Annotated in this window: 17 protein-coding genes; 4 read left to right on the top strand and 13 right to left on the bottom strand. The window is 65.1% G+C overall.

Annotated features, from left to right (window positions below):
- The first annotated feature begins 6 nt into the window (after nucleotides 1–6).
- Nucleotides 7–747: an AraC family transcriptional regulator gene (locus BB28_RS06430; protein ID WP_064393428.1), complete on the top strand. Its 741-nt coding sequence runs from the start codon at nucleotides 7–9 to the stop codon at nucleotides 745–747.
- Here BB28_RS06430 and dapE read toward each other — a convergent pair.
- Complete coding sequence (gene dapE, locus BB28_RS06425) at nucleotides 737–1,813, bottom strand: succinyl-diaminopimelate desuccinylase (RefSeq protein WP_046252898.1); 1,077 nt, start codon at nucleotides 1,811–1,813, stop codon at nucleotides 737–739. The two genes, BB28_RS06430 and dapE, sit on opposite strands and share 11 nt — an antisense overlap.
- 23 nt (nucleotides 1,814–1,836) lie before the next feature.
- On the opposite strand from dapE, the gene dapD reads away from it, so the two are divergent.
- Nucleotides 1,837–2,784, top strand: coding sequence for a 2,3,4,5-tetrahydropyridine-2,6-dicarboxylate N-succinyltransferase (gene dapD / locus BB28_RS06420; RefSeq protein WP_046255591.1), 948 nt, complete (start codon nucleotides 1,837–1,839; stop codon nucleotides 2,782–2,784).
- Here the strand turns inward: dapD and BB28_RS06415 are convergent.
- From BB28_RS06415 to fdxA, 6 genes are all read right to left on the bottom strand, one after another.
- Nucleotides 2,781–3,347 carry a DinB family protein gene (locus BB28_RS06415; protein ID WP_046252897.1) on the bottom strand — a complete coding sequence of 189 codons (567 nt, stop codon included), beginning with the start codon at nucleotides 3,345–3,347 and terminating at the stop codon, nucleotides 2,781–2,783. The two genes, dapD and BB28_RS06415, sit on opposite strands and share 4 nt — an antisense overlap.
- Nucleotides 3,338–4,735: an acyl-CoA synthetase gene (locus BB28_RS06410; protein ID WP_046252896.1), complete on the bottom strand. Its 1,398-nt coding sequence runs from the start codon at nucleotides 4,733–4,735 to the stop codon at nucleotides 3,338–3,340. Before BB28_RS06410 ends, BB28_RS06415 begins: the two co-directional genes overlap by 10 nt.
- A gap of 47 nt (nucleotides 4,736–4,782) precedes the next feature.
- Nucleotides 4,783–5,748: a proline dehydrogenase family protein gene (locus BB28_RS06405; protein WP_046252895.1), complete on the bottom strand. Its 966-nt coding sequence runs from the start codon at nucleotides 5,746–5,748 to the stop codon at nucleotides 4,783–4,785.
- Nucleotides 5,741–7,375: an L-glutamate gamma-semialdehyde dehydrogenase gene (gene pruA, locus BB28_RS06400; RefSeq protein ID WP_046252894.1), complete on the bottom strand. Its 1,635-nt coding sequence runs from the start codon at nucleotides 7,373–7,375 to the stop codon at nucleotides 5,741–5,743. The genes BB28_RS06405 and pruA overlap by 8 nt, the downstream gene beginning before the upstream one ends.
- A 120-nt stretch (nucleotides 7,376–7,495) precedes the next feature.
- Nucleotides 7,496–8,599, bottom strand: coding sequence for a succinyldiaminopimelate transaminase (dapC, locus tag BB28_RS06395; protein WP_046252893.1), 1,104 nt, complete (start codon nucleotides 8,597–8,599; stop codon nucleotides 7,496–7,498).
- A gap of 20 nt (nucleotides 8,600–8,619) precedes the next feature.
- Nucleotides 8,620–8,946, bottom strand: a complete 327-nt coding sequence (gene fdxA / locus BB28_RS06390; RefSeq protein ID WP_030094777.1) for a ferredoxin — start codon at nucleotides 8,944–8,946, stop codon at nucleotides 8,620–8,622.
- Nucleotides 8,947–9,585: 639 nt separating this feature from the next.
- Between fdxA and BB28_RS06380 the strand changes: the two genes are divergently transcribed.
- Nucleotides 9,586–10,140 carry a PadR family transcriptional regulator gene (locus BB28_RS06380; protein WP_030094776.1) on the top strand — a complete coding sequence of 185 codons (555 nt, stop codon included), beginning with the start codon at nucleotides 9,586–9,588 and terminating at the stop codon, nucleotides 10,138–10,140.
- Nucleotides 10,133–12,163: an NADPH-dependent 2,4-dienoyl-CoA reductase gene (locus tag BB28_RS06375; RefSeq protein ID WP_046252891.1), complete on the top strand. Its 2,031-nt coding sequence runs from the start codon at nucleotides 10,133–10,135 to the stop codon at nucleotides 12,161–12,163. The genes BB28_RS06380 and BB28_RS06375 overlap by 8 nt, the downstream gene beginning before the upstream one ends.
- Nucleotides 12,164–12,185: 22 nt before the next feature.
- Here BB28_RS06375 and BB28_RS06370 read toward each other — a convergent pair whose 3' ends face one another.
- The 6 genes from BB28_RS06370 to BB28_RS06345 form a co-directional block, all read right to left on the bottom strand.
- On the bottom strand, nucleotides 12,186–12,632 hold the full coding sequence (locus tag BB28_RS06370; protein WP_046252890.1) for a hypothetical protein: 447 nt from the start codon (nucleotides 12,630–12,632) through the stop codon (nucleotides 12,186–12,188).
- Between the two features lie 132 nt (nucleotides 12,633–12,764).
- Complete coding sequence (locus BB28_RS06365; RefSeq protein ID WP_046252889.1) at nucleotides 12,765–13,070, bottom strand: hypothetical protein; 306 nt, start codon at nucleotides 13,068–13,070, stop codon at nucleotides 12,765–12,767.
- Nucleotides 13,067–13,363 (bottom strand): hypothetical protein, encoded by a 297-nt coding sequence (locus tag BB28_RS06360; protein WP_046252888.1) that lies wholly within the window; start codon nucleotides 13,361–13,363, stop codon nucleotides 13,067–13,069. Before BB28_RS06360 ends, BB28_RS06365 begins: the two co-directional genes overlap by 4 nt.
- Nucleotides 13,363–14,001: an MspA family porin gene (locus tag BB28_RS06355; protein ID WP_046255590.1), complete on the bottom strand. Its 639-nt coding sequence runs from the start codon at nucleotides 13,999–14,001 to the stop codon at nucleotides 13,363–13,365. Before BB28_RS06355 ends, BB28_RS06360 begins: the two co-directional genes overlap by 1 nt.
- An 80-nt stretch (nucleotides 14,002–14,081) precedes the next feature.
- Entirely contained in the window at nucleotides 14,082–14,540 is a 459-nt protein-coding gene (locus BB28_RS06350) for a hypothetical protein (RefSeq protein WP_046252887.1), read from the bottom strand.
- 124 nt (nucleotides 14,541–14,664) lie between these two features.
- Nucleotides 14,665–17,271 carry a bifunctional FO biosynthesis protein CofGH gene (locus BB28_RS06345; RefSeq protein ID WP_191985249.1) on the bottom strand — a complete coding sequence of 869 codons (2,607 nt, stop codon included), beginning with the start codon at nucleotides 17,269–17,271 and terminating at the stop codon, nucleotides 14,665–14,667.
- Nucleotides 17,272–17,345 lie beyond the last annotated feature (74 nt).

Below are 17,345 nucleotides of genomic sequence, written 5' to 3'. Positions count from 1 at the left end.
CACCTTGTGTTGATTAGCCGCCATCTCACCGGAGTGATGTCGTTGAGCGGCGGGCAACGCATCGACCGCCACTGGCACGAGGTGCATCAAATTGTGTATCCCGCCTCCGGTGTCATCGCGGTGACGACGGACGACGGCACCTGGATCGCACCCCCGAATCGCGCGCTGTGGATACCCGCCGGTGCTGGTCACGAACATCGCTTTTACGGCCCCACCGAGTTTCATTCCGTGGCCTTCGATCCGGAGAAGTACCCGGTAGAACTGAAAGCTCCGACCGTCATCGCGGTGTCCCCGCTGCTGCGGGAGCTGATCATCACGTGTTCGGTTCCCTGTGACCTACCCCAGGAGGAGGTCACGCGGATGGAGGTCGTTCTCATCGACCAGCTGCGGCGCAGTCCGGAGCAGGCGCTGAAGTTGCCCATCCCGCGTGATCAGCGGTTGGCCGAGGCGTGTGCGCTGGTGGAGGACGATCTGACGCAGGTGTGGACCGTGGCCGAACTGGGGCGACGGGTAGGTGCCAGTGAGCGCACGCTGACCCGGTTGTTCCGCACCGACATGGGCATGACGTACCCGCAGTGGCGCACGCAGATCCGTCTTCATCACGCGTTGCGACTGCTCGCGGAGGGGCGGCCCGTCACCTACGTGGCGCATCAGTGTGGTTGGGCCACACCGAGTGCGTTCATCGACGTGTACCGGCGCATCCTCGGCCAGACACCGGGAACGTACGCCGCACCGGTCACGCGCTGAGGTAGCGCCGCAGTACCGCGGCCACGTCGGTGATCTGCTGTACCGGCACGTGTTCACCTCGGGTATGCGCCAGGTTGGGGTCACCCGGCCCATAGTTGACCGCGGCGATCCCTCGTGCCGCGAACCGGGACACATCGGTCCAGCCGTACTTTGCGCGCACCACTCCCCCAGCCGCACCGATCAATTCGGCGGCGGCCGGGCGGTCCAGGCCGGGCAGGGCCCCGGCGGCGGCGTCGGTCAGTTCGATGTCGACGTCGAGTCCGTCGAAGACCTCCCGCACGTGGACGAGCGCCTGATCGGGGCTGCGGTCGGGGGCGAACCGGAAATTGACGGTGACGGCGGCCGCGTCTGGGATGACGTTCCCGGCAACTCCGCCATCGATCCGCACCGCGGACAGCCCCTCCCGATACTCGCAGCCGTCGATGTCGACGACGCGCGCCCGATATGCGGCGAGCCGGTCCAGGACGGCGCCGAGCTTGTGAATGGCGTTGTCCCCCAGCCAGGATCGCGCCGAATGCGCGCGGGTACCGGCGGCCCGGATCACCACGCGCAATGTGCCCTGGCAACCCGCCTCGATGAGACCGGCGGTGGGTTCGCCGAGGATCGCAAGGTCGGCATCGAGCCACTCGGGTAGTTCGCGTTCGATACGCCCCAGCCCGTTGGCCGAGGACTCGATCTCCTCGCAGTCGTAGAACACCAAGGTCAGGTCGACACGGGGTGTCACGGTGGCGGCTAAGTGCAGGAAGACCGCATCACCGGATTTCATGTCCACGGTGCCGCACCCGAACAAGATGTCGCCGTCCTCGTTCCGTTCCCAGCGGCTCGGTACGTTGTCGGCGGCGGGCACGGTGTCGAGGTGTCCGGCCAGCATCACCCGGGTGTTGTGACCGTAATCGGTGCGGGCCAGCACCGCGTCGCCGTTGCGTATGACCTCGAATCCGGTCGTCTGTTCCCGCAGCGCAACCTCGACGGCGTCAGCGATCTGCGCTTCGTGCCGAGACTCACTGGGGATGTCTACCAGGGCAGCCGTCAGGGTTATCGGGTCACCAGCGAGTTCAAGCGCCACCGATTCAGGCTAGCGTGTACCCCGTGAGCGGAGCAGTAGCACTTGGCCTGGCGACCATCGCGGCGGACGGATCGGTACTGGACACCTGGTTCCCGGCGCCCGAGTTGACCGACGCACCCGGCACTCCGGGTACCGAGCGAATCGACGCAGCAGGCGCGCCTGCAGAACTGGCAGCGCTGGTTGGGCCCGATGCGGACCGTGGCGTGGAGAAGGTGTTGGTACGTACCACCATTGGCTCGCTCGCCGATAAGCCTGCCGACGCCTATGACGCCTACCTGCGCCTGCATCTGTTGTCGCACCGGCTGGTCCCACCGCACGGTGCCAGCATGGACGGGCTCTTCGGTGTGCTCACCAACGTGGTGTGGACGAACTTCGGCCCGTGTGCCGTCGAGGGTTTCGAGACGGTGCGCGCGAAGCTGCGTGCGCGCGGCGTGGTGACAGTGTTCGGGGTCGACAAGTTCCCGCGCATGGTCGACTACGTGGTGCCCACCGGCGTGCGTATCGCCGATGCTGACCGGGTGCGGCTGGGTGCGCACTTGGCCTCCGGGACGACCGTCATGCACGAAGGATTTGTGAACTTCAACGCGGGCACTCTGGGCGCGTCGATGGTGGAGGGCCGCATCTCGGCCGGTGTCGTGGTGGGTGACGGATCCGATGTCGGTGGCGGCGCGTCCATCATGGGCACCCTGTCCGGCGGCGGCAGCCAGGTGATCTCGGTGGGCCAGCGCTCGCTGTTGGGCGCCAACTCTGGTGTGGGCATCAGTCTGGGCGACGACTGCATCGTCGAGGCCGGGCTCTACGTCACCGCCGGCACCAAGGTCGCCACCCCCGACGGCAAGACCATCAAGGCACTGGAACTGTCTGGCACCAACAATCTGCTGTTCCGGCGCAACTCACAGACCGGTGCGGTTGAGGTGGTGTCGCGTGATGGCGGCGCGTTCGAGCTGAACGCGGCGCTGCACGCCAACTAGTTGGGGCGCCCGCCGTACAGATCGCGCAACAGCGCGATCTCCGCGCCGTGGTGCAGCAATTCGCGATTGATGTGCAGTGCCAGCGTCAGAAACGGCTTGTCGGCCCATGGGCCTTCGGCCGGTCCGACCGGTAGCGCCATGGCCGCGTTGTCCTTGCCGCGCACTCCGTCGAGCCATGCGGCATACAACACATCAAGACGCTGCAGAGCCTCGGCCGCGGTGACCGGATAGTCGTAGGTCAGATAATCGATGGCCGGTCCTGCCCAACTCTCGGGGAAATGACTGGTGACACGTGCCCCGAGTACGCCCACGAGAATATGACCGAGCCGCCAGGCGATGGTGGTCACCGGCGCGGGTTCGGGCGCTGGAGCAGCGAATTCGATCACATAGTCGCCTGATCCACCCTGCAGCGGAGTCGTCGCGGTGCCCCGTGGCCGCAGACTCCAGCAGCCCTGCACCGGTTCCCAGAAATACTCGTCGTCGGTGAGACCGTCGAAGCGGGGACGCAGCTGGGAGGTCCAGTGCCAGTTGATCTGGTCGACGATCTCCGCGGTCACGTCCATGTGATCAGCTCCTTCTTCAGGACCTTCCCCATGGCATTCCGGGGTAACGCGTCCACCCGACGGACCTCGCGAGGACGCTTGTGCACCGAGAGTTGTTGTGCCACGAAGCCAATGACGTCATCCTCCACCACATCACCGACAACGTAGGCGACGATGCGTTGCCCTAGGTCGTCATCGGGAACTCCCACCACCGCGACCTCCACGATCCCGGGATGACCCAGGAGTACGGTTTCGATTTCACCGGCACCTATGCGATAGCCACCCGATTTGATCAGATCGACCGATTCGCGTCCGACGATCCGGTGCATTCCGTCGGCGTCGACGACGGCGACGTCTCCGGTGCGATACCAGCCGTCTTCGGTGAGTACCTCGGCGGTCTTTTCCGGCAGGTTGAGATAGCCGCTGAACAGTGTGGGCCCCTGAACCTGCAGCTGGCCAACGGTTTCCCCGTCATGAGGGGCCGCACCGCCATCCTCGGCCAGCAGGCGGGTCTGCACCCCTGTCAAGGGGTGACCGACCCAACCTGCGCGCCGCTCTCCGTCGGCACGCGTGGACAGCGTGATGACGGTCTCCGTAGCGCCGTAGCGTTCGATCGGGGCATGTCCGGTGAGCGCGCGTAGCTCGTCAAAAACGGGCACCGGCAGTGGCGCACTCCCCGACACCAGCAGCCGCGCCGAAGACAGTGCACGAGCGCAGGATTGGTCGGCCGCCACCCGCGACCAGACCGTCGGCACACCGAAGTACAACGTGCCGGGGGTAGCGGCGTACGCCTCGGGCGTCGGTTTGACGGTGTGTACAAACCGATTTCCCACACGCAACGATCCGAGCAGGCCGAGTACCAGCCCGTGCACGTGAAAGAGCGGAAGCCCATGTACCAGAACATCGTCGGGTGTCCACGCCCATGCATCAGCCAGCCCGTCCAGGCTGGCCGCCAACGCACGCCGACTCAGCTGCACGCCTTTCGGCGCGCCGGTTGTCCCCGAGGTGTACACGATGAGTGCGGTCGACTCGGGGCGAGGTTCGGAGTATTGATGCCAGGAACGCGCGTGGCGGCGCACCGGCACGTGCGGCAATCCCTCTGGCTCCGCCGGTGTTTCACCTAGCCATGCGATGGCCCCGCTATCGGCCAGGATGTGGCGGCGTTCGGCCACCCCGACGTCTGCCGGCACCGGCACGATGGGGACTCCGGCAATGAGTCCGGCGATGACGGACAGCACCGTGTCGATACTCGGACGAGCCAGCACCGCGATCGGACCCGAGGCGCCGCCGATGCGTTCGGCTGCTGCCGTCGCCGCACCTACCAGGTCGGCGCGACCCCAGCTGTCCTCACCGATACGAACCGCGTCCGCGAGATCGGGCGACTTGGGGTGAAGGGACGTCAGCAGCATGAGGCCAGCCTAGGACGCGACCCCTCTGCAGGGCCTGTGAGACATGCCTAGCCCCCGGAGAGCAGCGCGCGCAGGAAGAAGGTCATGTTGGCGGGCCGCTCGGCGATGCGCCGCACAAAGTACCCGTACCACTCCTCACCGAACGGCACATACACCCGCATGTGGTGCCCCTCACCTGAGAGGCGGCGCTGTTCGGCATCGCGAATCCCGTACAGCATCTGGTATTCGTAATCGCCTGGTCCCCTGCCTGTCTCGCGCGCCATCAGGTTGGCCGCATCGATGATGGCGGGATCGTGCGAGGCCACCATCGGGTAGCCGTCACCCTCCATCAGGACGCGCAGACAACGCAGGTACGCGACATCAACATCCTCGGGATCGCGATGCGCAACGGATTCTGGCTCGTCATAGGCCCCCTTGCACAATCGAATGCGCGAGCCCGCACCGGAGAGATCGACGCAATCGGCATACGTACGTTTCAGATAGGACTGCAGCACGGTACCCAGCCACGGGAAGTCGGTGCGCAGTTCACGCACGATACCCAGGGTCGAATCGGTAGTGGTGTGATCCTCGGCATCGACGGTGACCCATACCCCGGCCTGATCGGCCTTGGCACACAACAGCTGCGCGTTTTCCAGGGCTATCTGTTCGCCACCATGCGGCAACGCCTGACCCAGCGCGGAAAGTTTTAGAGAAATCTCCAGCGGGCGCACACCGGTATGCACGGTGTCGCTGCGTTGCGCCAGAGCATCTAGCAGCGAGAGGTATGCCGACACCGTTCGGGTGGCCTGCTCAATATCGGTGGTGTCCTCGCCCAGGTAATCGATCGAGATGAACCGCCCCGAGTCCAGCAGTGCGGTACCCGCCGCAAGAACATCGTCCTCGGATTCACCGGGGACGAATCGGCGCACTACCTGCCGCGTCAACGGCATGCGTTCGGCGGCGTGCCGAAGCCGCGCAGACCTACTGGCCGCCAGGATGGCGGGTCTGGCGGTTTTGCCGAACCACTCAGCCATCCTCACGCTCCATGTGGGGGTATCCGTATTCGGTTGGAGCGTCGAATGTTTCCTTGATGGATCGCGGCAGCAGCCAGCGCTGCAGATTCAGCGGCGACCCGGCCTTATCGTTGGTACCCGATGCCCTGCCGCCACCGAAGGGCTGCTGGCCGACGACGGCGCCGGTGGGCTTGTCGTTGATGTAGAAGTTACCGGCCGCGAAGCGAAGCCGGTCACTGGCCGCCTGGACCGCTTGGCGGTCGTCGGCGATGACCGCGCCGGTGAGCGCGTATCGGGAACCGGTATCGACGATGTCGAGGATGCGCTCGTAGTCGTCGTCGGGGTAGACGTGTACCGCCAGGATCGGGCCGAAGTACTCGGTGGAAAACGCCTCGTCGGTCGGGTCGTCCGAGAGCAACACCGTGGGACGAATGAAATATCCTTCGCTGTCGTCGTATTCGCCTCCCGCCGCGATCGTCACCCCGGCACTCTTGGCGCGATCGATGGCGGCGGCGTTGCGCTTGAACGACTTCTCGTCGATGACGGCACCGCCGAAGTTGGCGAGGTCGGTGACGTCCCCGTAGGTCAACGCGGAGGTGGCATCGAGGAGCTCGTCGCCCATCTGGTCCCACACCGAGCGGGCCACGAAGGCGCGAGAGGCTGCCGAGCACTTCTGTCCCTGATAGTCGAAGGCACCGCGAATAAGCGCGGTACGCAACACGTCTGGACGAGCTGAGGTGTGCGCGACGACGAAGTCCTTGCCACCTGTCTCACCGACGAGCCGAGGATAGGTGTGGTACCTGTCGATGTTGGTACCGACCTCACGCCACAGGTGCTGGAACGTCCGGGTGGAGCCGGTGAAATGGATACCCGCCAGACGCGGATCGGCGAGCGTCACATCCGATACCGCGATACCGTCCCCGTTGAGCAGATTGATGACACCGGGCGGCAGCCCGGCGGCTTCGAGGAGCTCCAGGGTGAAGTGCGCGGCGAAGGCCTGGGTGACGGACGGCTTCCACACCACCGTGTTACCCAAAAGCGCTGGGGCCGTTGGAAGATTTCCAGCGATAGCGGTGAAGTTGAAGGGAGTGATGGCGTAGACGAAGCCCTCCAGGGGGCGATACTCCATCCGATTCCACGCGCCACCGCCGCTGCTGGGCTGTTCCGCGAGGATATGTCGCGCGAACTGCACGTTGAACCGCCAGAAGTCGGCCAGCTCGCAGGCTGCATCGATCTCGGCCTGATAGGCGGTTTTCGACTGCCCCAGCATGGTGGCGGCATTCAAGGTGGCCCGCCACGGACCAGACAGCAGATCGGCGGCTCGCAGGAAGACGGCCGCCCTGTCATCGAATGACAGTGCCGCCCAATCATTCTTCGCAGCGACTGCGGCCTCGACCGCGTCGCCGGCTTCGGCATGACCTGCGTTGGTGACGGTCCCCAGCACGGCACGGTGGTTGTGTGGCTGCACCACATCGATGCGTTCGCCCTCACTCATTCGGCGAACGCCACCGATTACATGCGGCAGATCGATGGGCGAGGCACTCAGCTCACCCAATGCCGTCGTCAATCGGTCGCGTTCGGGAGTGTTAGGGGCGTACGTGAGCACCGGCTCGTTGACGGGCGCCGGCACGTTGGTGATGGCATCCATCCACTAAGCATCGTCCTGTTCCCCCATAGCTGTCGAGGAATCTGGACAATGCGCAACGAAACCTCAGGTAACACCGAAATCCGGCGGGACGTTACGTGTGGTAGTTCGGGTCTTCGACGGTCAGTCGGCCAGGCGCGCGATCGCGGCGTCGATCCGCTCATCGGTCGCGGTGAGGGCCACCCGCACATGTTCCTTGCCGCGGGGGCCGTAGAACCGTCCCGGCGCCACCAGAATCCCGCGCTGGGCCAGGTACGCCAGCGCGTCGTCACAGGAATCACCCCGCGTCGACCACAGATACAAGCCGGCCTCGGAGTGGTCGATCCGGAATCCGTTGCCGATCAACGCCTTCGAAAGCTTGTCGCGGCGAATCTGGTAGCGGGCGCGCTGATCACGCTGATGCTCGTCCTCGTTCAGCGCCGCGGTCATCGCCGCCTGCACCGGCCCCGGCACCATCATCCCGGCATGCTTGCGCACCGCAAGCAACTCGCCGACCACCGATGCGTCGCCCAGCACGAATCCGGCCCGGTAGCCCGCCAGCGATGAGGTCTTGGATAGCGAGTGCACGGCCAACAATCCGGTGGTGTCACCATCGCAGACCCGTGCATCGAGAACCGAGACCGGCTCGGCGTCCCATCCGAGGCCGAGGTAGCACTCATCGGACACCACGAGGGCGCCGCGCTCACGCGCCCACTCGACAACCTTGCGCAGATGCTCCACCGGCAGCACCGCGCCGGTGGGATTGCTGGGCGAGTTGAGGTAGATCAGGGCGGGATGCTGCGGACCCAGTTGAGTCAACGAGTCCGCGCGGACCGTGGGCACACCGGCCAGCCGGGCGCCCACTTCATAGGTGGGATACGCCAACTCGGGGATGACGATCAGGTCGTCGCTGCCCAGCCCGAGTAGGGTCGGCAGCCACGCGATGAGTTCCTTGGTGCCGATGACCGGCAGCACGGCGTCGTCGGCCAGCGGCACCACGCCGTATCGCCGCGATACCGCGTCGCGGATTGCCTGGCGCAACGCCGGCGTACCGGCGGTCGCCGGATATCCGGGAAGGTCGCTGGCCGCGGCCAATGCGTCGCGGATGACCGGGGCCACACTGTCCACGGGGGTGCCGACGGAAAGGTCGACAATCCCTTCGGGGTGCGCCGCAGCGGTCGCCTTCGCAGCGGCGATGGTGTCCCATGGAAACTCCGGAAGCCGGGACGAGACAGACGAGACCCGCAGACGGGACTCAGACGACGAGTTCAGTGTCCCTCACCCATGGGCGGGAGTTCCTTGACTGACGGCGGGTCGTAATCGGTCTTGCCCACCTTCGCGGCACCACCGGGCGAGCCCAGGTCTACGAAGAAATCGGCGTTGCCCTGGATATAGCCCGTCCACTGATCCGGCACATCGTCCTCATAGAAGATGGCCTCCACGGGGCACACCGGTTCGCAAGCACCGCAGTCGACACATTCGTCGGGGTGGATATAGAGCATGCGCCCACCCTCGTAGATGCAGTCGACGGGGCATTCCTCAATGCATGCCTTATCCATAACGTCGACGCACGGTTCCGCGATCGTGTAGGTCACGAAGGTTTCCTCATTTCCTGCGCTGATGTCCAGTTCATGCGTTGCGGCAAGTATCCCGGTCCATAGATGTGCCCCGCGACACAGGCTGACCTAACTCGCCAAGGCGATCTAGCCGTATCCGCCGGTTACAGGTACTTAGCTTAACGTTTAACTTGACTCGCCGCCAGCAGCCACGCTCAGCCCCCCGGGTCACAGACGCGTGCCGTGCCACATGCCCCCGCCGATCGTGCCCATGCGTCACGCACGGTTCGGGTGAATCACGGTCGACGACGTAGTCCGTGCCGGTGCATACGCGACCGGCCGCCGGCCAGGCCTGTCCTCGCCCACGATGATGGCATCACCTGAGCAAACCGGTTCGCAAGCAACACAATCCGCGTATTCACCGGAGCGGATGCGGCGAGCCTGCGCACCCTTGTCGACGTAGTCGGCGGCATATCCCCCGGTGCATGTTTGATCCGCCGCGCCCGCACACGGCTCGGCGATCGCCTCCCTCACCGACAACCTCTCGAAGCGCCGCACCCAGCGTCATGCTTCAGACCGTCACCGTTACCGACCGCGCCACTTAACTGGCCAGTTGTATGCAGACTGTTGCACTGCAACAAGTTGCATAGGGGTCAGGTTTCGTGTCAGCATGCTGCCGTGGCACTCACCCACGCGATCCTGTTGTCCCTGGCCGAGCAGAACGGGTCAGGTTACGAGCTCACGAGCCGATTCGACCGGTCGATCGGCTACTTCTACAGCGCCACCCACCAGCAGATCTATCGCACGCTGCGCCGCATGGAGGACGACAGCTGGCTGCGCTGCACTGTCGTCGACCAAGAAGGACGGCCCGCGAAGAAGGTCTACGACGTCGCCGAGCTCGGCTATCGCGAGTTGTCCCGGTGGGTCAACAGCTCCGAGGGCACCGACATGCGCGATCTGGCCCTCAAGGTTCGCGCGGGCACCTACGGCGACATCGACATGGTGGTCGAACACATCCGCGTGCAACGCGACACGCACCTCGTCATGCTCGACAACTACCGCGAAATGGAAAAACGCCAGTTTCCCGCTCCGGACCAGCTCACCGGCGCGGCCCTGCACCAATATCTCGTCCTACGCGGCGGTGTCCGCATGGAAGAGGGATTCACCGATTGGTGCGACGAAATGATCACTTCCTTGTCCACAGCCCGGACTGAAAGCGAGAATCATGAGTAATGCATATCCAACCCTGTTATCCCCCTTGGACCTTGGCTTCACAACGCTGAAGAACCGAGTCGTCATGGGCTCCATGCACGCGGGACTTGAGGACTTCCCCTGGGACACGCCTGCCCTGGCGGCCTACTTCGCCGAGCGCGCCAAGGGCGGTGTCGGCATGATCATCACCGGCGGATACGCCATCAACCGTGCCGCCTGGCTCAAGCCGCTGGCCGGAAAGCTCACCACTTCCCTTGAGGCATACCGGCATCGCATTGTCACGAACGCGGTGCACAAGAACGGCGGCAAGATCATCGTCCAGCTCCTGCATGCGGGTCGCTACGGATATCACCCATTCTCGGTGAGCGCGTCGAGCAAGAAGTCCCCCATCACGCCGTTCAAGCCACGCAAGCTCAGCACCAAGGGTGTCTGGCAGACGATCGAAGACTGGGCACACAGCGCCAAGATGGCCAAGAAGGCCGGTTACGACGGCGTCGAAATCATGGGTAGCGAAGGCTATTTCATCAACCAGTTCCTCGCGCCCTACACCAACGATCGCACCGACGAGTTCGGCGGCAGCCCGAAAAACCGGCGCAGACTCGCCGTCGAGGTGGTCAAGGCCGTCCGCAAAGCGGTCGGACCGGAGTTCATCATCTGCTATCGGCTGTCCATGGCCGACTATGTGCCCGATGGCCAGACCTGGGATGAGATCGTGGCGCTGGCCAAGGAGATCGAGGCTGCCGGTGCGACGATCATCAACACCGGCATCGGCTGGCATGAGGCGCGGGTGCCCACCATCGTCACTTCGGTGCCACAGAACGCGTTCGTGGATCTTTCCAACAAGATCGCTCAAGAGGTTCACATCCCGGTAATGGCATCCAACCGGATCAACATGCCGCAGTCCGCCGAGCAGATCCTCAACGACGGCCAGGTGCAGTTGATTTCGATGGCCAGGCCGCTGCTGGCCGACCCCGATTGGGTCAAGAAGGCCTCGGCCGATCACGCCGATGAGATCAACACCTGCATCGCCTGCAATCAGGCCTGCCTGGATCACTCGTTTGTGAACAAGAAGGCTAGCTGCCTGCTGAACCCGCGTGCCGGTAACGAGACGACGCTCAAGCTGCTGCCGACCCGGCACGCCAAGAAGATCGCCGTCGTCGGCGCGGGCCCGGCCGGGCTGGCGGCCGCAGTCACCGCGGCCGGACGCGGACACAAGGTGGTGCTGTTCGAGGCCAACTCCGAGATCGGCGGCCAGTTCGATATGGCCCGTAAGATTCCCGGCAAGGAAGAGTTCAACGAGACCATCCGCTACTACACGACGATGCTCAAGAAGTACGGCGTCACAGTGCTTTTGAATAAGAAGGTGGATGCGCAGGAGCTGATCGCCGGCAAGTTCGACGACGTCATCCTGGCCACCGGGGTCAAGCCCCGGGTTCCGGCCATCCCCGGCATCGACCACCCGATGGTGCTCTCTTACCCGGAGGTCATCAAGCAGATCAAGCCCGTCGGTAAGCGTGTGGCGGTGGTCGGCGCCGGCGGTATCGGCTTCGATGTGTCCGAATTCCTGACGATCGATGAGTCACCGACGCTGAACCTCAAGGAGTGGCGGGCCGAGTGGGGCATCTCCGAGGAGCACGACTCCCGCGGTTCGCTCACGAAACCCATTCCTGCTCCGGCGGTTCGCGAGGTCTACCTGTGCCAGCGCAAGAAGGGATCGCTGGGCAAGGGGCTAGGCAAGACCACCGGCTGGGTGCACCGCGCATCGCTCAAGGCCAAGAAGGTGACCGAGCTGGCAGGGGTCAACTACGAGCGGATCGACGATGCCGGGCTGCACATCAGTTTCGGTGAGGAACGCAAAGATCCACGGGTGCTCGAGGTCGACAACGTGGTGATCTGCGCGGGCCAGGAATCGGTGCGCGACCTCGACGATGTGTTGAAGGAAGCCGGGGTCGAAGCCCACGTGATCGGCGGCGCTGCGCTGGCCGGCGAGCTGGACGCCAAGCGTGCGATCAAGCAGGGCACCGAGCTGGCCGCGAAGCTGTAGTCCCCCCAAACCGCCGACGGGCCTACCGATATCCGTTGCACCAGCGGTGCGGATGCATCTGGCGGCACGCCCTCCAGATGTCGTTCGGGTCCGTTGTGGTGGTACTCGGTGGCGCGTCGGTTGTGGGCGTGATCGCCGGTGCTGGGAGGTAGGCGGTCGCGGTCACCGTTTCGGTGACCGTCTCCGTCGACGAGGGTGGCGGGGACGGCGACGGGGATGACGACACCGGCGCGGACGTCGAGGGTGCCGTCACCGACGTGATGGGGACAAGTGGTGGCACCGTTGTCTTTTGGGGAACGAGAAGCAGAAACCCGAGAGCGATGATCGCCAGCACACCCGCCGTCGCGGCTGCCGCAACGATCCAGACCTGACGGGACGTGCCCCGCGACGGCGGGGTTACCGGCAGCAATTGCGTGGGCTCGTCCCCACCGTCGCTCCAGGCGCGCACGGTGTCTTCGTAGGACGGCATTCGTCGGCACCTCCGTGACTGTCATCGCTCGATCTGTTACCGAGCCGATGGCGCCGGATGCCGCCACGCTAATGAGCGATTCTGAGGTGCCGCTGGGATGCAGCTGCCAAATACTTGGACGATACGCAGGGGTCAGCGCGTCGCTGTGCCGGTCGGACTCTCCAGCTTCCCGTCTCCGACTCCGACACCCGGCTTCACCCCACCCGGCACCCCGGCACCATCCACTACTCCGGCCGAAATCCTGGGCCCCCGCGCGGGGCCCGACATCAGCACCGGCAGCTGAGTACCGCGCGAGGGACGCAGCGCGGGCAGCTGACCGGGCACGAAGACCGGGTTATAGGGCGCCGGAATAGGTGGCGGCGGGGCCGCGGCGACAGGCGAGGCAAGGCCGAGGCCGATTGCCGCCACAACCGTTGCTACCCAAAATGTTCGGATCATGGTGCCACTCCTTCACTCATGCCGCGTGGGTCCTCCAGCTGTCCGGCGGTCATCCCGGCGCCGATTCGGGCGGTGTATCCGGAGTCGACACCGGCGGAGATCCGGGTGCCGCGCGGCGTTGCCGGAGACAGCCCAAACGGTGGTTGCGCCGCAGTCGCCGCATAGTTGGGTGTCCCACCGGGCACGGCCACGGGCACCGCAGGCATGGGGTTCACCGGCGGCGGGTCCGCCATCACCGGCGGCGCCCACAACACGGACGCTAATACCGCTGTGGCACAGACGAATTTCATCATCAGATCTTGATCGGATCGCCGTAGATTGCGAACTCGGTGTGACCGGTCTCGGTCGACGCCCGCAGCGAGGCGAAGGAGCGGATCGTCACGTCACCACCACAGGCATCTGCCTTCACATGCACGTTGTCTAAATCGAGCGCGCCCGTACCGCCGTGGGAGAGAACCATATTGGCCATCGGGAGATTCACGATGACACCCGGCTGCACGACGGTTTGAACAAAACCGCTGACTCCCGCGCTGCCTCCTACTCCCACCGACGGTGTGGGTGCCACGCCAAGGCTCACCGACGGTGCGATACCCGCCGATCCACCAAGCTGCAAGCCCGAGGACACATCCGACTGGCAACCGAGCTGATATCCGATGACGAAGAGGCTGTCGGTAATGGGGTTGGTGCCACCGGACGCCGTCGCGGTGCCCGACAAAGTGATGAATGCCTCGCGCGAGTTGGTTGCGGCGGCCAGGTTGGGAACCACGTTCACCCGTTCATTGTCGAGTCTGATCTGCAGTTGCCAGCCATCCCGGGTTGTCCGCGAATATGACTGCGGGGCCATCTCTCTCGGCTCCGCACTGGCCGGTACCGCAACCACGAACCCAAGCATGGCAACGATGAAGCTTGTCGCTACGAGTCGGGTAATCACGCACATCACGATGCCCAAACTGGCCACCGGAGTTAACCCACCGCGATCCAGTCAGTCAGGTGCGCGCAGAGACCGTCAACTTAGCGGTATCCGTCGCATTCGCGCCGCGGGTGCAGTTCGTGACACAACCGGCCCTCTTCCGGACGTGTCGGCACCACTTCTGTCGGCGTCACCTCTGTTGGTGCGACCGGCGCGGGCGTCTCCACCACCACGGTGGTTTCGATAACGGTGGTAACCACCGTCTCCTTCGGCGGCGCGACGGGCACCGAACTACTTGGCACACGCGGATGTTCGGTCGTGGACGTCACCGGGGCCGGAGCCACCGGCTCCTCGGCCTTATCCACCTCCAGCAGGGCCAAAACCAACGCCGCCACAATGGCGAGGGCCGCCGCCGCGCAGACGATCCACACCCAGCGCCATGAGCGATTGCCCACGGAAATCTCGGAGTCATCCGCCTCGGAGTACGCAGCGGCAGGCGGATTCAACGGCCGCTGGGTAGTCGGCGGCATCGACTCCTCGTCGGGCGGGAATTCGGTCATCAGGGCACGAGGCTACCGCCATCATCGGCAGCCCACTGCCGAAATCTCGATCGGCGGCACATCTAGATCTATCTCGCCGAAAGTGAAGCTGTGGCGGAGATTCTCGGAAAATCCCGCCATGGCTTCACGCGGCGGACGGCCGCCGCGCGTAAGTGGTGGTGCGTTCCACCGCCGGGCGTCCGATGCCGTCGGCGATTTCTTCCAGCTCGGCGATGGTCTTGGCGGATCCGTGTTCAGACCCGGCCATCCGGGAGATGGTCTCCTCCATGAGGGTGCCGCCCAGATCGTTGGCACCGCCTTCGAGCATCATCCGTGTGCCCTCGATACCCAGCTTGACCCAGCTGGTCTGGATGTTGTGGATACGCCCGTGCAGCATGATGCGCGCCAGTGCGTGCACCGCCCGGTTGTCGCGGTTGGTGGGCCCGGGCCGTGCGGCGCCCGCCAGGTACAGCGGTGCGCTCTGATGCACAAACGGCAGCGGTACGAACTCGGTGAATCCGCCTGTGCGGTCCTGGATTCCGGAGAGAACCCGAAGATGTGACACCCAGTGCTTGGGCGTATCTACGTGCCCGTACATCATGGTGGAGCTGGACCGCAGCCCCACCTCATGTGCGGTACTGATGACATCGATCCATTCCGACGCGGGCAGCTTGCCCTTGGTCAGCACCCACCGAACCTCGTCGTCGAGGATTTCGGCGGCGGTGCCCGGAATGGTGTCCAGACCTGCGGCGCGCAGTTCGGTCAACCACTCACGAACGCTCTGGCCGCCCTTGGACGCACCGTTGACGATCTCCATCGGGCTGAAGGCGTGCACGTGCATGCTGGGCACCCGCTTCTTGACCGCGCGCACCAGATCGGCGTACCCGGTGACGGGCAACTCTGGGTCGATACCGCCCTGCATGCAGACCTCGGTGGCACCGGCGACGTACGCCTCCCAGGCGCGGTCTCCGACCTCCTCGGCCGAGAGCGAGAAGGCGTCGGCATCGCCCTTGCGCTGCGCGAAGGCGCAGAAACGGCAGCCGGTGTAGCAGATGTTGGTGAAGTTGATGTTCCTATTCACCACATATGTGACGTCGTCGCCGACCACGTCCGCACGGATCGAATCAGCCAGTGCGGCAACAGCATCCATAGCCGGACCCTCTGCGGTCGCCAGCGCCAGGTACTCGTCATCGCTGCAGCCGGCCGGATCTCTCTCTGCAGAGCGCAGCGCCGCCAACACGTCGCCGCTCACCTTTTCCGGTGCCCGCGCGTTCAGTTCACGAACATGTTCACGGATGGATTCCCAGTCCCCGAAGGCACTCGCCAGATCGCTACGGGTGTCGGTGTTGCGGCCCTCCGAATCGATGGCCGCGTGCAGGTCTACCCGGCCCGTCGACTCCCAGGTCTCGTCGGGCTCCTGCCACGGCAATCCTGTCGGCGAGATATCCAGGGCATACCCGGTTTCCGGGTCCGCCAGGGCCTCCACGTGTCCACGTACCCGCGGGTCGATCCATGCCGCCCCGGCCTGCACGTACTGCGGGTGCGCGGTGAGCCGCTGCACCAGGTCGTATCCGGCCTCGGCGGTTACATCGGCCAGATCGTCCACTGCGGGCCAGGGACGTTCGGGGTTGACGTGGTCGGGCGTGAGCGGCGAGACACCGCCCCAGTCGTCCACGCCCGCCGCGATAAGCGCGAGGCATTCGCTGCGGGACACCAGGTTTGGCGGCGACTGCACCCGCATCTTCGGGCCGAGGACCAGCCTGGTCACGGCGATGGTGGCCAGGAAGTCGTCGATATCAGCGTCGGGAGTCGACTTCATCGCGGTGTCCGGCTTGGCCCGGAAGTTCTGCACAAGCACTTCCTGCACGTGACCGAACTCCTTGTGCACCTTCCGGATCGCGTGAATGGTCTCGGCCCGTTCGGTCAAGTTCTCCCCGATGCCCACCAGCAGCCCGGTGGTGAACGGGATGGACAGCCGACCGGCGTCAGTCAGCGTCCGCAGCCGCACCGCGGGGTCCTTGTCGGGGCTGCCATAGTGCGCCTCGCCCCGCGTCTCGAACAGCCGGCGCGACGTGGTTTCCAGCATCATCCCCATCGAAGGCGCCACCGGCTTGAGCCGTGCCAGCTCGGACCAGGTCATCACGCCCGGGTTCAGGTGCGGCAGCAGTCCCGTCTCCTCCAGCACCCGGATCGACATGGCCCGCACGTAATCGAGCGTGGTGTCATATCCACGCTCATCGAGCCACTGCTTGGCCTCGGGCCAACGGTCCTCGGGCCGATCGCCCAGCGTGAACAAGGCCTCTTTGCAACCCAATTCAGCGCCGCGACGGGCAATGTCCAAGATCTCGTCGGGCTCCAGGTACATGCCCTGGCCCTGCGCGCGCAGCTTGCCCGGAACCGTCACGAACGTGCAGTAATGGCACTTGTCCCGGCACAGATGGGTAACCGGAATGAAGACCTTGCGCGAATAGGAGACCGGCAGACGCCCGGCCGCGCCGCGACGCCCGGCGGACTCCAGCCCGGCATCGCGCACGCGCGACGCACTGGCCATCAAGTCGACCAGATCGTCTCCCCGCGCGGTCAGCGCAAGCGCGGCCTCATCGACGTTCAGCGTCACGCCATCGCGGGCGCGGCGCAGCACCCGCCTCAGCGCGGGCGATGAGCCACCTGCGCGTGCGGCATCCGGAACAGAAGATGCCGCCTTCGGCGCGGGAAAGGCGGGATTCGGCAGCGGCGTTACGTCGTCGGGCACGTTTGTACAACCGTCGGTCACCCCCAGATCATCCGCCCGTACCAAAAGCCCCACCACTCGGGGGTTCATCAACG

It is taken from the genome of Mycobacteroides chelonae CCUG 47445 (assembly GCF_001632805.1).
Lineage (GTDB): Bacteria > Actinomycetota > Actinomycetes > Mycobacteriales > Mycobacteriaceae > Mycobacterium > Mycobacterium chelonae.
The sequence above is the reverse complement of the archived record's forward strand: the minus strand, read 5'-3'. Positions and strand labels throughout refer to the sequence as shown.

Coding starts and splice junctions, on each gene's coding strand:
- BB28_RS06375 (WP_046252891.1), top strand. CDS start 10,133: ATGAGTAATGCATATCCAACCCTGTTATCCCCCTTGGACCTTGGCTTC.
- BB28_RS06365 (WP_046252889.1), bottom strand. CDS start 13,070: ATGATCCGAACATTTTGGGTAGCAACGGTTGTGGCGGCAATCGGCCTC.
- BB28_RS06350 (WP_046252887.1), bottom strand. CDS start 14,540: ATGACCGAATTCCCGCCCGACGAGGAGTCGATGCCGCCGACTACCCAG.
- BB28_RS06410 (WP_046252896.1), bottom strand. CDS start 4,735: ATGCTGCTGACGTCCCTTCACCCCAAGTCGCCCGATCTCGCGGACGCG.
- BB28_RS06405 (WP_046252895.1), bottom strand. CDS start 5,748: ATGGCTGAGTGGTTCGGCAAAACCGCCAGACCCGCCATCCTGGCGGCC.
- BB28_RS06370 (WP_046252890.1), bottom strand. CDS start 12,632: ATGCCGTCCTACGAAGACACCGTGCGCGCCTGGAGCGACGGTGGGGAC.
- pruA (WP_046252894.1), bottom strand. CDS start 7,375: ATGGATGCCATCACCAACGTGCCGGCGCCCGTCAACGAGCCGGTGCTC.
- BB28_RS06360 (WP_046252888.1), bottom strand. CDS start 13,363: ATGATGAAATTCGTCTGTGCCACAGCGGTATTAGCGTCCGTGTTGTGG.
- BB28_RS06415 (WP_046252897.1), bottom strand. CDS start 3,347: ATGGACGTGACCGCGGAGATCGTCGACCAGATCAACTGGCACTGGACC.